The 14,543-nt window shown below is 31.6% G+C and carries 15 protein-coding genes and 1 pseudogene; 9 read left to right on the top strand and 7 right to left on the bottom strand.

Annotated features, from left to right (window positions below; translation table 11 throughout):
* The first annotated feature begins 23 nt into the window (after positions 1 to 23).
* The 5 genes from KA856_RS11080 (at position 24) to KA856_RS11060 (ending at position 4,473) form a co-directional block, all read left to right on the top strand.
* The gene (locus KA856_RS11080) at positions 24 to 992 is read left to right on the top strand and encodes an ABC transporter permease (RefSeq protein ID WP_181187434.1); all 969 of its coding nucleotides are present in this window, start codon (positions 24 to 26) and stop codon (positions 990 to 992) included.
* A complete protein-coding gene (locus KA856_RS11075; RefSeq protein ID WP_107385213.1) occupies positions 982 to 1,941 on the top strand; it encodes an iron chelate uptake ABC transporter family permease subunit in 960 nt (319 codons plus the stop codon). The genes KA856_RS11080 and KA856_RS11075 overlap by 11 nt, the downstream gene beginning before the upstream one ends.
* Positions 1,938 to 2,738 carry an iron ABC transporter ATP-binding protein gene (locus KA856_RS11070; protein WP_040030228.1) on the top strand — a complete coding sequence of 267 codons (801 nt, stop codon included), beginning with the start codon at positions 1,938 to 1,940 and terminating at the stop codon, positions 2,736 to 2,738. The genes KA856_RS11075 and KA856_RS11070 overlap by 4 nt, the downstream gene beginning before the upstream one ends.
* 106 nt (positions 2,739 to 2,844) lie before the next feature.
* Positions 2,845 to 3,894, top strand: a complete 1,050-nt coding sequence (locus KA856_RS11065; protein WP_107385212.1) for a ferrated catecholamine ABC transporter substrate-binding lipoprotein SstD — start codon at positions 2,845 to 2,847, stop codon at positions 3,892 to 3,894.
* A gap of 249 nt (positions 3,895 to 4,143) precedes the next feature.
* On the top strand, positions 4,144 to 4,473 hold the full coding sequence (locus KA856_RS11060; RefSeq protein WP_181187435.1) for a PH domain-containing protein: 330 nt from the start codon (positions 4,144 to 4,146) through the stop codon (positions 4,471 to 4,473).
* A gap of 134 nt (positions 4,474 to 4,607) precedes the next feature.
* Here KA856_RS11060 and KA856_RS11055 read toward each other — a convergent pair whose 3' ends face one another.
* From KA856_RS11055 to KA856_RS11045, 3 genes are all read right to left on the bottom strand, one after another.
* Positions 4,608 to 4,922, bottom strand: coding sequence for a CHY zinc finger protein (locus tag KA856_RS11055; protein ID WP_107385210.1), 315 nt, complete (start codon positions 4,920 to 4,922; stop codon positions 4,608 to 4,610).
* 12 nt (positions 4,923 to 4,934) lie between these two features.
* Positions 4,935 to 5,858, bottom strand: a complete 924-nt coding sequence (gene murB / locus KA856_RS11050; protein WP_107385209.1) for a UDP-N-acetylmuramate dehydrogenase — start codon at positions 5,856 to 5,858, stop codon at positions 4,935 to 4,937.
* A gap of 124 nt (positions 5,859 to 5,982) precedes the next feature.
* Complete coding sequence (locus tag KA856_RS11045) at positions 5,983 to 6,525, bottom strand: GrpB family protein (protein ID WP_210138681.1); 543 nt, start codon at positions 6,523 to 6,525, stop codon at positions 5,983 to 5,985.
* Positions 6,526 to 6,652: 127 nt separating this feature from the next.
* Between KA856_RS11045 and KA856_RS11040 the strand changes: the two genes are divergently transcribed.
* From KA856_RS11040 to KA856_RS11030, 3 genes are all read left to right on the top strand, one after another.
* Positions 6,653 to 7,540, top strand: a complete 888-nt coding sequence (locus KA856_RS11040) for an EMYY motif lipoprotein (RefSeq protein ID WP_119517880.1) — start codon at positions 6,653 to 6,655, stop codon at positions 7,538 to 7,540.
* Between the two features lie 153 nt (positions 7,541 to 7,693).
* Complete coding sequence (gene ytxJ / locus KA856_RS11035; RefSeq protein WP_019469507.1) at positions 7,694 to 8,014, top strand: bacillithiol system redox-active protein YtxJ; 321 nt, start codon at positions 7,694 to 7,696, stop codon at positions 8,012 to 8,014.
* 421 nt (positions 8,015 to 8,435) lie between these two features.
* Entirely contained in the window at positions 8,436 to 9,560 is a 1,125-nt protein-coding gene (locus KA856_RS11030) for a glycerate kinase (RefSeq protein ID WP_192945169.1), read from the top strand.
* A gap of 388 nt (positions 9,561 to 9,948) precedes the next feature.
* Here the strand turns inward: KA856_RS11030 and pepT are convergent, their stop codons facing one another.
* Genes pepT through KA856_RS11015 form a run of 3 tightly spaced genes read right to left on the bottom strand, consistent with a single transcriptional unit; the run spans position 9,949 to position 12,475 of the window.
* Positions 9,949 to 11,187, bottom strand: coding sequence for a peptidase T (gene pepT, locus KA856_RS11025; protein WP_210138680.1), 1,239 nt, complete (start codon positions 11,185 to 11,187; stop codon positions 9,949 to 9,951).
* A gap of 11 nt (positions 11,188 to 11,198) precedes the next feature.
* The gene (locus KA856_RS11020) at positions 11,199 to 11,699 is read right to left on the bottom strand and encodes a threonine/serine exporter family protein (protein ID WP_219912734.1); all 501 of its coding nucleotides are present in this window, start codon (positions 11,697 to 11,699) and stop codon (positions 11,199 to 11,201) included.
* A 14-nt stretch (positions 11,700 to 11,713) separates the two neighbouring features.
* Positions 11,714 to 12,475, bottom strand: coding sequence for a threonine/serine exporter family protein (locus tag KA856_RS11015; RefSeq protein ID WP_019469503.1), 762 nt, complete (start codon positions 12,473 to 12,475; stop codon positions 11,714 to 11,716).
* Positions 12,476 to 13,018: 543 nt separating this feature from the next.
* On the opposite strand from KA856_RS11015, the pseudogene KA856_RS13930 reads away from it, so the two are divergent.
* Positions 13,019 to 13,219 (top strand): annotated as a pseudogene (locus KA856_RS13930) (IS5/IS1182 family transposase); the annotation flags it as partial.
* Positions 13,220 to 13,240: 21 nt separating this feature from the next.
* On the opposite strand, the gene gdpS reads toward KA856_RS13930, so the two are convergent.
* Positions 13,241 to 14,311, bottom strand: coding sequence for a GGDEF domain-containing protein GdpS (gene gdpS / locus KA856_RS11010; protein ID WP_107383666.1), 1,071 nt, complete (start codon positions 14,309 to 14,311; stop codon positions 13,241 to 13,243).
* Between the last annotated feature and the right edge of the window lie 232 nt (positions 14,312 to 14,543).

Here is a 14,543-nt window from a genome sequence, read left to right as displayed (position 1 = left end):
TATGAAAGGATTAATTACTCACTATGAAATTTTTACTCAATGGTGTTGTCTTAGCTATTATTTTATTCTTTTTAACTATCCTTTCTTTATTTATAGGCGTTAGCAAAGTATCAATTACTGATATTTTTCATTTAACGCATGAACAATTAAATATCATCGTGTCTAGTAGGATACCCAGAACAATAAGTATATTAATATCTGGAAGTACTTTAGCACTTTCTGGACTAATTATGCAGCAGATGATGCAAAATAAATTTGTGAGCCCAACGACAGCAGGGACTATGGAATGGGCAAAGTTAGGTATTTTAATATCAATGATATTTTTTCCGCAAGAAAACATTATTATTAAATTAATATTTGCGGTGATATTAAGTATTGGTGGCACATTTTTATTTGTTAAATTAGTTCAATACATACGATTCACTGATGTTATTTTTATTCCGCTTTTAGGTATTATGCTTGGTGGTATTGTGTCTAGCTTAGCAACTTTTCTTGCTCTAAGAACCAATACTGTACAAAGTGTAGGCAACTGGCTCAATGGAAACTTTGCCGTCATTACGAGCGGTAGATATGAAATATTATACTTAAGCATTCCTTTATTGATACTTACATATATATTTGCCAATCATTTCACGATTGCAGGGATGGGGAAAGATTTTAGTAATAACTTAGGCGTCAACTATGAAAAAATAATAAATATTGGTTTATTTATAACTGCAACTATAACAGCACTTGTAGTTGTTACAGTAGGAACGCTGCCATTTTTAGGTCTAATTGTTCCGAATATTGTGTCAATATTCAGAGGTGACCACTTAAAGCAAGCATTACCTCACACAGCAATGTTAGGGGCGGTATTTGTTATGTTTTCTGACATAATTGGTAGGATTATTGTCTATCCATATGAAATAAATATTGGTTTAACAATTGGTGTCTTTGGCACGATTATTTTCTTGATCTTATTGATGAAAGGAAGACACAATTATGCAAATTAGTGCTAAATCAAAGTTAATGATATTAATTGCTGTCACTTTAATTGCTGCTTTAATATATCTTTTCATCGGTATTGATTTTGAAATTTTTAGATACCAGTTTATCAGTCGTTTTCGAAAGCTTGTGCTCATGATATTGGTAGGTGGAGCAATTGCAGCTTCAGTAGTCATCTTTCAAGCAATTACAACGAATCGTTTATTGACTCCATCAATTATGGGACTTGATGCTGTATATATGTTTGTGAAAGTATTGCTAGTATTTGTGTTTGGCGTACAGTCTGCATTTGTAACTAATATATATTTAAGTTTTGCTACTTCGCTGTTGGTTATGATTGTATTTTCATTATTATTATTTCAAGGTATCTTTAGAATTGGCGATGTGTCGATATATTTAATTTTACTCATTGGTGTTATATTAGGTACTTTCTTTAGAAGTATAACTGGATTTTTAGAACTGATTATTAATCCTGAAGATTTTTTAGCAGTTCAGAGTTCAATGTTTGCCAATTTTGATGCTTCCAATAGTAAATTGGTAATGTTGTGCGGCATTATATTAATTATTTTAATCATTATTACAGTGATTGCGATACCATATTTAGATGTGCTTTTATTAGGAAAAGACCAAGCAATTAATTTAGGTTTGTCCTATAAAATGATTACAAGATTATTGCTCATACTTGTTGCGATATTAGTATCTGTCTCTACTTCATTGGTAGGTCCGATTACATTTTTAGGATTGTTAACAGTTAATCTAGCGCATGAATTGATGAAAACCTATGAACATAAATATATATTACCCGCAACAATCTGTTTAAGTTGGTTGAGTTTATTTATTGCACAAGGTGTAGTAGAAAATTTATTTGAAGCGACGACGCAAGTAAGTATCATTATTGACTTAGTAGGTGGAACGTACTTTATCTATCTATTAATTAAAAGGAGACATGCGAATTGATACGTGTTCAAGGATTAAATAAAACCATTCAAGATAAAACGATTTTAAATGACATTAATGTAGATATAAGTAAAGGGCGTTTAACTTCAATGATAGGACCAAATGGTGCAGGTAAGAGTACTTTACTTTCAGCAATTACACGACTGATCGATTTTGATAAAGGGACAATTGAGATTGAAGGGAAAGCTATTTCTGAATTTAAGAGTAATGAATTGTCTAAAAAATTATCAATTTTGAAACAGGCTAATCATACTGAGTTAAATATTACTGTTGAGCAACTCGTAAATTTTGGAAGATTCCCATATTCAAAAGGCCGTTTAAATGAAGCAGATCGGGCGCAAGTTGAGTATGCACTTGAGTTATTGAATCTTAAAGAAATAAGACATCGTTACCTAAAAACACTATCAGGTGGCCAACGACAACGTGCATATGTAGCTATGACGATAGCGCAGGACACAGAGTATATATTGCTGGATGAGCCATTAAATAATTTAGATATGAAACATTCAGTTCAAATCATGAAAACGTTACGTCAACTCGCAAAATCACTCAATAAAACAATTGTTGTTGTGATTCATGATATTAATTTTGCTTCGTGTTATTCGGATGACATCATTGCATTGAAAGATGGAGAAATGGTCAAAGCCAGTACTAAAGATGAAGTTATACAAGAAAATACGCTCAAAACATTGTACGATATGGACGTTAAAATTGAAGAAATTCGCGGACAACGCATTTGTGTATATTTTGATGAAGAAACAGCAGATTATGAATTATCTATATTACAATCCGTTTAAAATGGAATGATTTATATTGAAGGGAGTGATGCAGCTGCAACGTTGCTCATTTTAAACGGCATATTGAAATGGTGATTAACTTTAGTATTCCAGGAGGATTAAACATATGAAGAAATTTGCTTTGTTTATGGTAATAGGTTTAATGTTTTTATTAGTAGCATGTAGTAATGGTGGCTCAGACGATAAAAAGTCATCGGATACAAAATCAGATAGCAATGAATCAAATAAAACAGTTAAGATAGAAAATGATTATAAAGCTAATGGAGAAAAACGTGATGGAAGCGATGCTAAATCTGTAAAAGAGACAGTTGAGGTTCCAGTAAATCCTAAAAACGCAGTTGTGTTTGATTATGGTGCATTAGATACATTAAAAGAATTAGGACTTGAAGATAAAGTTAAAGCAGTTCCTAAAGGTGAAGATGCTAAATCATTACCAGATTTTTTAAGTGAATTTAAAAATGATAAGTATTTAAATACTGGTAGTTTAAAAGAAGTTAATTTTGACAAGGTTGCAGAAGCAAAACCAGAAGTGATATTCATATCTGGACGTACAGCAAACCAAAAAAACTTAGATGAATTTAAAAAAGCTGCACCAGATGCTAAAGTTGTTTACATAGGTGTAGATAATAAAGATGAAGTTAAGTCGCTTAAAGCAAATGCTGAAAAAATAGGTAAAATTTATCAAAAAGAAGACAAAGTTAAGTCTCTTAATAAAAAATTAGAAGATAAAATAGCAAGTATGAAAGAAAAAACAAAAGATTTAAAAGACCAAAAAGCGTTATATTTGTTAGTAAATGAAGGTGAATTATCAACATTTGGTCCTGGAGAACGTTTCGGTTCTATGATTTTTAATACAATGGGCTTTACACCAGCAGATAAAGAAATTAAAGAAAGTAATCATGGCCAAAATGTTACAAATGAATATGTTGCAGAAAAAAATCCTAGCATTATTTTTGCGATGGACCGAGGTCAAGCTGTAGCAGGTAAATCTACTGCTAAAAAAGCATTGAGTAATGATGTCATCAAAGATGTTGATGCGATTAAGCATGATAAAGTATATGAATTAGATCCAAAACTTTGGTACTTCTCAAGTGGTTCGACAACAACTGCGATTAAACAAATTGAAGAAGTCGAAAAAGCAATAGATAAAAAATAATAATAGACATGAGTGGGGATTGTCTTAATAATGCATACTCAAAGCAGTGAAAATCACTTTAATCGTGAATTCACTGCTTTTTTGATATGGATGATGCGTTCTGCTTACAAGATGATATAAAATGTAACTGTGCTAATCTCAATTGTTTTTTGGTTGGCTCAATACTAGAATGGAATTGAGCACTTAAGTAATAAATTGATTTAAAAACTTGTATAATGAATAAAAATAGTAAAAGAAGGTGACATAAAAATGATTTTAGATAATGTAAACCCAAATGATTTATTTCCAACAGAAAAGAAAGGTCCTAGTGTACTAGGTACGATAGAGTATTCTGTACAAGGTTCTACAGAATTTGAAGGTGCATTTATTGCTACAAATGAACGTATTATTTTAAATGTAGATATGAATGGAGAATTCTATTATAGAAGTATTGGTTATGATGAAGTAGAGAAAATTACATACGAAGACGGTCGCATTCATTTCACGTTTAATATTGGGCCTATGCCGATGAAAAATATACAAAAAGGTGATACAGAAGCGTTTGTACAATTTGTAAAGGACAAAATAAACGCACAATAGGAAGATAGTGTTTGAATGAACTTGTGTATGTCATGTTTATGTTTATTTTTACAATGGTTTAAATAGATAAAAGAGCGACGTAGAAACTTGATTAGAAAATAAATTTCTGCGTCGCTCTTTTTGTTTAGCGTTAATTATATAGAAAAGTAAGTGCTGTAATGATATTTACAACGATTATTAAAATGTGCATCACAGTTTGGACACGCTTCAATCAGCATATATTCATTGATTGTCATTTCGTGTCTGCATACACCACATAAAATAGCTTTTGTATTAAATTCATCAGCATCCCATCTTTGTATTGAATGAGAGGTGTCCTCATTATGACATTTATAACATGGATAGTATTTATTACAGCATTTGAATTTAATTGCTATTACATCTAATGGTGTGTGGTAGTGTGTACAACGTGTTTCATTATCTACAGTTGCACCGTATACTTTCGGCATCTTATAACACTCCTAACGTTCAATAGGATGTTCACCAATTATTCTAACTTCTGGATGAAGTTCAACATCAAATTTTGCTTTAACCGTTTTTTGCACGTGATGGATTAAATCTTCGTAGTCAGTTGCAGTACCTTTATCAACGTTTACCATAAAACCTGCATGTTTCTTAGATACTTCTACGCCACCTATACGATAGCCTTGTAGGTTTGAATCTTGTATTAATTTACCAGCAAAATGTCCTGGTGGTCTTTGGAAGACGCTACCACAAGATGGGTATTCTAAAGGTTGTTTCGTTTCTCTTCTATCAGTCAAATCATCCATTTTCTCTTGGATATCTTGTAAATTGCCAGGCGCTAATGTAAATGCAGCTTCTAATACAACTAAGTGTTCTTTTTGGACGATACTATTACGATAATCTAACTCCAGTTCTTTGTTTGTCAGTGTGATTAGATCTCCCTTTTCATTAACACATAGTGCATAATCAATACAATCTTTGACTTCACCACCATAAGCACCTGCATTCATAAATACAGCGCCACCAATTGAACCTGGGATACCACAGGCAAATTCTAATCCAGTAAGCGCATTATCACGTGCAGTACGTGACACATCAATAATTGCAGCACCGCTTCCTGAGATGATTGCATCATCAGAAACATCAATATAATTTAACTGAAGTAAACTGATAACGATTCCTCTGATGCCACCTTCACGGATGATGATGTTTGAACCATTACCTAGATATGTGACGGGTATATCATTTGTGTAGGCAAAATGGACGATAGCTTGGACATGCTCATTTTGGGTTGGAGATAAATAATAATCGGCTTGACCTCCCGTCTCAGTGTATGTATAGCGCTTTAGTGGTTCGTCAACTTTTATAATATCTTTTGGAACTATTGCTTCTAATTCTTTTAAGATGTCATCTTTATGCAATTATAGAACATCCTTTCCTGTTGAATTCATTTATATATTATACCAATGATTTAACATGTTTGCTAAATAGTATATCGTTTTATTGAAAACGATTAAGTTAATTTATTATTTTAGTGATTAAAGATTAGTTGTGTGTGTTCGATAAATCTTTATTAATTTTTCGGAGTAGTTGTTTGAAAAGTAATTGTTTTTGATTTTCATATTCACGAATTAGTACTGCATCTGTCGCTAAATTATACTTTTGCTTTCCAAAGTTGGTTGCTGGAGATGAGTTAATTGTTAAGTAATGATTTGTCTTCAGATAATCATTATAAAGTTGTGAATCTATTTGAACAATATGTAATCGAGCAATTTGTTTTAAATCAATGAGATTATTAAATTGAGCCATTACTACTTTTTTGTGATATGGATGGTGAAGTCTATAAAACCCTTCATAATTTAATCTTTTTTCATCTAAAGCAGTTATATCATGTAAATTATTGACGCCAACTAAAACATCTAAAATAGGTTCAGTAGGGTAGTTGAAGTGACTCGTTCCTCCAATATGATGTGTTGTTTTTACAGGAGTATTTAAGAGTGTCAATAATTTATGACGTAGCATCTGATATTGTTTAATAAAAGTTTGTTGTATATCTTCATTGATAAAAGGTTGAACATCCGAATGCATTGAATTAAATCACTCCTTTAAATGATCAAAATAAATTGTTAAACTGTAAATTCTGGAATAATATATCATATATTATTTTCAAGTTAAATAAGTTTCTGTATAATACGTAATGATAAGGAGTGCAGAAATGAAAAAATTAATGTGCTTTGTTTTATTAGTTTGTTTTGCCGTAGTACTTGTCGCTTGCGGACATGAAGGTGCCAACGAATTTAAAGATTTCGATAGTACATTAACTGACGTAAAGCAAAAAGAAAAGGAATTTAATAAAGTAATGGATTCTATTGATTTAGAAAACATTAATGATTTAAGTAAAACAGATATGACTGATAAAAACAAAAAAGAATTCAATCAATTGCAAAATAACTTGAATAGCAAGTTAACACCTAAACTTGAAGCATATGAGAAATCTACCAAACATCTGCCAGCAAATTCTGAGGAAACCAAGGAATTAAAATCAAAATATTTAGCATCTGTCAAAAAGAAAAAAGCTGCCATCGAGGAAGTTAAAACATTTGTAGATTTATACAATCAAGCAGTTAAAGCGAATGAAGATATTTTAGATTATACAAAACTTTTTGAAAAGAATAGATCAGAAGTAGAAGAAAACATGAAAAAAGCTAATAATGCTGGTGAAAGTGTTAAAGGCTTTAAAGAGAAATTGGAACAAAATAACAAAGATTTAAAAAATACAGCGGAAAAAGAATCCAATTCTACAAATGCTAAATCAGAGAAGCAAGTCATTGAAACTCAAATTATGCCATTAATAAAAAAACAAATTAAAGACTTGAACAAGGCAGAAATAACAGATGGCTATGTGAATGATGCGCGTAAAAACACGATTGAGATGTACTATAGCTTACAAAATTATTATGAAACAAGAGAAGAAACAATTGAAATTGGTGAAGCAATCGCTAAAATAGACATCAATAAATTACCTAAAGAAAGTGAAGATTTAAAACATTATGATAAGGATTTTAATAAACGCTATGCCGAATTAAAAGAAAAATATCAATAATAAATTAATCGGGTAAGTTATGAGATTTGTAATAAACTGTTAACAATAAAAAGGGAATTGTGTATAATTGGAAACAATGATATGTGAATATCATTGGAATTTCACACTTTTAGAGACAATGTGGTGTGTTAAATATTTTTAGAGGTGAATAGAATGGCTATAAAGCTGAGTTCGATTGACCAGTTTGAGCAAGTTTTAGAAGAAAATAAATATGTATTTGTGCTGAAGCATAGTGAAACATGTCCAATTTCAGCAAATGCTATTGATCAATTCAACAAATTTTTATATGAAAGAGATATGGATGGTTATTATTTAATCGTACAACAAGAGAGAGCTTTATCAGATTATATAGAAGAAAAAACAAATGTTAAACATGAATCGCCACAAGCATTTTATTTTGTGAAGGGACAAGCGATTTGGAATGCAAGTCACGATCATATTAATGTAAAATCTTTGGCAGGCGCTGAAGAATAAAAAATAAATATTTAATAAAGAAACGCTTGTTAAGCTTTAAGTTATATTAAAAGGTTTAACAAGCGTTTCTTATAATGTGAAAAAATGTGTTTTGACATGTATAATATAAAGTTGAATTAGTAATGCATATATGTGCATAGATGTATATTATTTATGTAACTATTGTATTTATCATCAATACGATGTTTGAACGTGATTACCAACCTTAAGTGTGATGATATTTTTACCAGCGGTTTAGTAGCATATGATTTGTGCTAATTTTAACACAAAGTGAAATGATACTTAGTTTGATTTCTGTACAGTTGAATTAAATATATCAATTAATCACAGCTATTTAAAATTTATAAGGTGTGGAAATCACGTTAACTTAAAAATAAAGCTATGAAAATTACAATGTAATATTAATATTAGAGGTGACAAAATGAAAGTATTAGTAGCAATGGATGAATTTAATGGTATTATATCTAGCTATCAAGCCAATCGGTATGTAGAAGAAGCGGTTGCTAGTCAAATAGAGAAGGCTGATATTGTTCAAGTACCGTTGTTTAATGGTCGGCATGAACTGATGGATTCTGTCTTTTTATGGCAGTCAGGTACCAAATACAGAGTGGTTGCACATGATGCAGATATGAATGAAGTAGAAGCTATTTATGGTATTACTGATAATGGTATGACAATTATTGAAGGTAATCTATTTTTAAAAGGTCAACGTCCAATTATAGAAAGAACAAGTTATGGTTTAGGTGAAATTATACTTGATGCAATAGAAAATGGTGCTGAACATTTAATTATTTCGCTAGGTGCTATTGGTAGTTTTGATGGTGGTGCTGGCATGCTTCAAGCACTCGGTGCTAAATTTTATGATGACGAGGCTCAAGAAATCGATGTTACACAAGGCAGTCGTGTTTTAAAATATATTCGTCGTATAGATGTATCTCAAGTTGATCCTAAGTTGAAAGATATTAGAATCCAACTTATGTCAGATTTTGATAGTAAATTATATGGTAAAAATAGTGAAATCATGCAAACATTTGAAACGCATCAAATTTCGCATCAAGAAGCAAGTGAGATAGATAATTTAATATGGTATTTAAGTGAGATGTTTAAAGCTGAATTAAAAATCGCACTAGGGCCTATTCAAAGAGGCGGCGCTGGTGGGGGTATAGCTGCAATGTTAAATGGTTTATATAGTGCTGAGATTATGACGAGTCATGAACTGGTAGACCAAATTACGCATTTAGAGTCATTAATTCAACAAGCAGATTTAATAATTTTTGGTGAAGGTGTGAACGAGCAAGATCAAATTTTAGAAACGACTACCGTTCGCTTAGCCGAGCTAGCTACAAAATATGACAAACCGTCAATCGCAATTTGCGCAACAGATGATAAGTTTGATTTGTTTGAATCGATGGGTGTAACAGCAATGTTTAATACATTTATAGAAATGCCTCAATCTTTTACAGATTTTAAAATGGGAATTCAAATTAGACATTATACAGTTCAAGCGATTAAGCTATTAAAAACACAGTTTGATGTTAATAAATAAAATATAAATGCAAAACCGTCAATTTCTATTGTAATTATATAGAAATTGACGGTTTTTTAAATTCTACAAAAATCAGCAGTTGTTCGAAGTTACAATTATAAGACATAAATTTAATAAAAATTATTTTTAATACACATACGTATGATAAGAAACAATACTACCATAATGTTGGCACCCAGTGGTATCGTCTGATTAACAAATACAAGTTTGAGGTTTATACGAAATATGTGTTGGACTAGCATGCACAATCCAAATTGTAAGGTACAAAAATAAAAAAAGGGAGTAGGACAGAAATCTAATCTTTGAAAAGATTTCGTTGTCCTACTCCGACAAGGATGATGAGCATTGAAAAAGTACAAAATGACCTCTATATCCGAGTCATTTCTATTTAATCATTCTTTTGATAAGTTTGTACGACTTCTTGAGCGATACCTACTATGACATCTACAGCTTTTTCTATGACATCGATAGAAGCATATTCGAAAGGTCCATGGAAGTTATCACAGCCAGTAAAAATGTTAGGTGTTGGTAATCCCATAAATGATAGTTGTGAACCATCTGTGCCACCACGAATCGGTTCAGTATTAGCTGGAATATCTAACTTGTCAAAGACATGTTTAGGAATGTCTATAACATGTGGTTTTGGCTTAATTTTTTCTCCCATATTGTAATATTGGTCGTTTATTTCAACTTCGATCGGTTCATCTTCAAAATGACTATTGATATCATTTTTAATTTCTACTAAACGTTTTTTACGTAAATCAAATTCATGCTTATCATGATCACGAATAATATAGTAAAGTTTCGCTTTCTCAACATCACCATCAAATTTCATTAAATGATAAAAACCTTCATAACCCTCTGTACGTTCAGGCACTTCATTTTGAGGTAAAAGAGCGTTGAATTGTTGACCTAATAGCACAGCATTAACCATCGCATCTTTAGCAGATCCTGGATGAACATTAACACCGTGACAAGTTACAATCGCTTCTGCAGCATTAAAACTTTCATATTGTAACTCACCAAATTGGCTGCCATCCATTGTATATGCAAAGTCAGCATTAAAACGTTCAACGTCAAATGCATGTGGTCCTTTACCAATTTCTTCATCAGGTGTAAAAGCTACTCTGATGCGACCGTGTTTGATTTCTGGATGCGATGTTAAATATTTTAAAGCTTCCATAATTTCAACGACACCAGCTTTATCATCTGCACCTAATAATGATGTGCCATCTGTAACCATTAAAGTATGTCCCTCTACTTGTTTCATAGCAGGAAAGACATCTTGACTTAAAACTCGATTTGTATCGCCGAGCTGAATCGGTTTCCCATCATACTGCTCAATAATTTGTGGATTGACATTTGTAGCATTAAAATCGGGTGAAGTATCAACATGCGCAAGAAAACCAACAGTTGGAATAGCTTCGTTAACATTACTTTCTAATGTTGCAAACAAGTATCCATTTTCATCAACATCAGTTTCTAGTCCTAAATCTGTTAATTCATCATTCAATAAATTCAATAAATCCCACTGTTTATTAGTGGAAGGTGTTGAATTTGAATGTGGATCAGATTGTGTATCAATTTTGACATATCTTGTAAGTCGCTCAATAATATCATTTTTCATAAAAACACCCCTTATGCTCTGTTATTCATATTATATGATTTCTTATATATTTTACCATTCATTTTACCAATGTGTTGTTTTATGCGTGTATAAAGATAATAAATAATCTCTGCACATAAAATACCAAAGGCAATTGCACCTGAAATAAGTGTTACTTCGAGAAATGTATTGACGGCATGTGTATATTCGTTGCTCACTAAATAGCGTGTTGCCTCATAGGCAAGTCCACCAGGAACGAGTGGGATGATGCCAGGCACAATAAAGATGATGACTGGTCTTTTATAACGTCTACTCATGGTATGACTCATAATTGCCAATATAAAACTTCCTAGGAACGAAGCCATTACCTTTCCTAGTTCTACATCAAGTGTCACTTTATATATAATCCATCCCATAGCACCAACGAAACCGCAAGCTAAAAGGAGACGTCGAGGTGCATTAAAAATAACAGAAAATAGCATTGTCGCTAAATAACTAACAATAAATTGTAAAACATAGTAGCCAATGACCATTTGAGCACTCCTTTTTAAAATATTAATAAAACGATTGCGACACCAGCACCTATAGCAAATGATGTTAAGGCCGCTTCGACACCACGAGACATACCAGCGATGAGTTCGCCTGCCATGAGGTCTCGGATAGCATTGGTAATTAAAATACCAGGGACTAGCGGCATGACGCCTGCAATGGTAATAATATCTTGGTTTGCTGCCATGCCTAATTTTGAAAATGTAGCTGCTATTGTAATAACAACCGCAGCACTAATAAATTCCGAAAAGAACTTTATTTGTATATAACGTTGAACAAAATCAAAAGTTAAAAATGCACCAGCTCCTGCAAGAATTGCAAAAAAGAAGTCATTCATAACACCGCCAAACATAAATAAGAAAAAACCACATGCAATGGCAGCAGCAAAAAATTTAGTGATAGATGAAAACTGTAATGATGCATGGTGTAAATGAATAAGTTCAGATTTTGCTTCATCTATACTTAACTGATTATTAGAAATCTTTCTAGATAAACTATTGGTTAATGCAATTTTTTCTAGATCAGTCGTCCGCTCACGTATACGGATAAGTCTCGTGTTTGTTCGATTATTGAGTGAAAAAATAATCGCTGTAGATGTAACAAAACTATATGTATCATCTAAGCCGAAACTTGCTGAAATTCTATTCATCGTATCTTCAACACGATAAGTTTCAGCACCGCTTTCAAGCAATATTCTGCCTGCAATGAGCACAACGTCAATCACTTTATCTTCATCAATGATAGTGATCGAATCAGACATAGCTGGGCACCTCCTAAATTTTTCATAAATCAATTGAAAGTTTACCGTGTACTAAGGTAACTTTCAATAATATTTATTTCAGTATAGATTGTTTTTATAATTACCTCCTATATTGTAACAAACTTAAATTTGTAAATGATATGTTTTATTTTAAAAATATTGAAGGAATGCTTATGCATTGTTAAATCTTACGAGTGTTTTTATGTTTTCAATAATATTTTTAGAGTTTTACTTTCAAAAGAACTATGCGATGAAATACATTAATGTAGATGTTTAAATAGCCGCTTTCATAATATAAATTAAAAAAGCTTGAGATATAAATAACCATTCTCAAATCAAAAAGGATTAATCCACTTTATATGGATTGGTCCTCTTTATATTTAAAATATTACGATTTTGATCGTGCATGCTTGCCTGGGGATATGGCTCGAGCCTGTAGTCTCTCGCTCATATCATTTCCCCCGGGCGTCAGCACGATGCAAAATCGGTACAATATATATTAATATTCAAAAAACAAGGCACTTTCATATAATTTAATAAACATTCACTCGAATATCAGTTCGAGGATTAAATAAACTTAAACAAGAACTTGGTTTTGTATTAATGGCATTGAATATAAGAAAGATGGTAGCTCAACGAGCTACAAAATTTCATAAAACTAAAGAAAACGTCAATCTCTATATCTTCTCAATAGAAATTGACGCTTATTTTTTAGTCAGAGATATTTATGTCCTAGACTCTTGAAAATGGCTTCATTTTATTTAGTTATAATTTAACAATAGGGTTAAACATGACTTGATTACGTCCTTCATTTTTAGCCATATGCAACATATCATCTGCGACTTTAAAGACGGTACGTTGAGATTTATAATCATCTTTAGTTAAGTATCCAACACCAATAGAAACTGATAATTTAATAATTTCTTTATTTGGTAAATGGAAAGTAGATTGTTCCACGCCTTTACGGATACTTTCACTTAATTTAACGCATTGATCTAACGTATAGTCATATAATACTACAGAAAACTCTTCGCCACCGTTACGGTAAATACTAAATTGTTCTGGCACGTAGTTTTTCAGTAATTGTGCGATTTGTCGTAATACAGCATCACCTGAATCATGTGAATACATATCATTAACATCTTTAAACCCATCAATATCGATGAGTAGTAAACCTAAACTTTCATCATTTTCTTCTGCAATACGTGTTGTTTCATTCAAATGTCTATCGAATTCTTTAACATTGCCTAAACCCGTCAAATAATCAAATTTATCTTCATTCTCATAGCGGTTTACTAAAGAGAAGAAATGCCAAATATCTACGAATGTAATCGAAGAAGTGATTGTTAAAATGAACGATAACGGTATCATATATAATACTTCTTTAAATTCATAATATGGACTGATAAATGACAAGAGGACAAAAATGACTAGCGTAATTAAGTTGAGTATTTGTAATGAGATGATGTCATTTTGTTTTAAAAATGGTCCTATTGCTCCGACAATGATGGCTATTACAATTAAGATCATTGCAGTTATAATCGTATAATCGCCAATTAATACATTAACTAAAGACACGATAAACGCTGCTAAAACTGTATAAACCATATTTGTATATCTACCTAAAAATAAAATCGGCACAAAAGATAAATAGAGTACATATTCATTGAAGATAGGGACAGGCTTTACAGATAATAATAAGGCTACAATGGTCATTAAAACCGTGACGTATTCTTTTGAAAACACCATATTTTTATTTTCAGAGTACTGTAATCGGTGGAATAAATAAATTCCTGCGACAGTAACCGCAATATTGTAAATAATAGCTTCAAACATTTTTCTTACGCTCCTTTAAATACACACTTAGTCATTGTAAGTGAAAAGTTACATTTTGTCATCATTGATATTTAGAAATTAATAACATTTGTTTAAAATTCATGTTAGAATACTTATTTGAGTGATTGTAAAATAAATAAATTGTTTATTCTATAAAAAAGAAAGTGAATTTCTGCGTTGAATCTTACTAATGATTACATTACTATTTGTATTACTAAAAGTACATCGTGTA

It is taken from the genome of Staphylococcus sp. GDB9P120P (genome assembly GCF_017893435.1).
Lineage (GTDB): Bacteria > Bacillota > Bacilli > Staphylococcales > Staphylococcaceae > Staphylococcus > Staphylococcus cohnii.
This window is presented reverse-complemented; position numbering and strand designations above follow the sequence as displayed.

Bases quoted from the DNA above. Each gene is read 5' to 3' on its own strand.
- KA856_RS11080 (WP_181187434.1), top strand. From the start codon at position 24: ATGAAATTTTTACTCAATGGTGTTGTCTTAGCTATTATTTTATTCTTT.
- KA856_RS11075 (WP_107385213.1), top strand. From the start codon at position 982: ATGCAAATTAGTGCTAAATCAAAGTTAATGATATTAATTGCTGTCACT.
- KA856_RS11065 (WP_107385212.1), top strand. From the start codon at position 2,845: ATGAAGAAATTTGCTTTGTTTATGGTAATAGGTTTAATGTTTTTATTA.
- KA856_RS11060 (WP_181187435.1), top strand. From the start codon at position 4,144: ATGATTTTAGATAATGTAAACCCAAATGATTTATTTCCAACAGAAAAG.
- KA856_RS11055 (WP_107385210.1), bottom strand. From the start codon at position 4,922: ATGCCGAAAGTATACGGTGCAACTGTAGATAATGAAACACGTTGTACA.
- KA856_RS11045 (WP_210138681.1), bottom strand. From the start codon at position 6,525: ATGCATTCGGATGTTCAACCTTTTATCAATGAAGATATACAACAAACT.
- KA856_RS11040 (WP_119517880.1), top strand. From the start codon at position 6,653: ATGAAAAAATTAATGTGCTTTGTTTTATTAGTTTGTTTTGCCGTAGTA.
- ytxJ (WP_019469507.1), top strand. From the start codon at position 7,694: ATGGCTATAAAGCTGAGTTCGATTGACCAGTTTGAGCAAGTTTTAGAA.
- KA856_RS11030 (WP_192945169.1), top strand. From the start codon at position 8,436: ATGAAAGTATTAGTAGCAATGGATGAATTTAATGGTATTATATCTAGC.
- pepT (WP_210138680.1), bottom strand. From the start codon at position 11,187: ATGAAAAATGATATTATTGAGCGACTTACAAGATATGTCAAAATTGAT.
- KA856_RS11020 (WP_219912734.1), bottom strand. From the start codon at position 11,699: ATGGTCATTGGCTACTATGTTTTACAATTTATTGTTAGTTATTTAGCG.
- KA856_RS11015 (WP_019469503.1), bottom strand. From the start codon at position 12,475: ATGTCTGATTCGATCACTATCATTGATGAAGATAAAGTGATTGACGTT.
- gdpS (WP_107383666.1), bottom strand. From the start codon at position 14,311: ATGTTTGAAGCTATTATTTACAATATTGCGGTTACTGTCGCAGGAATT.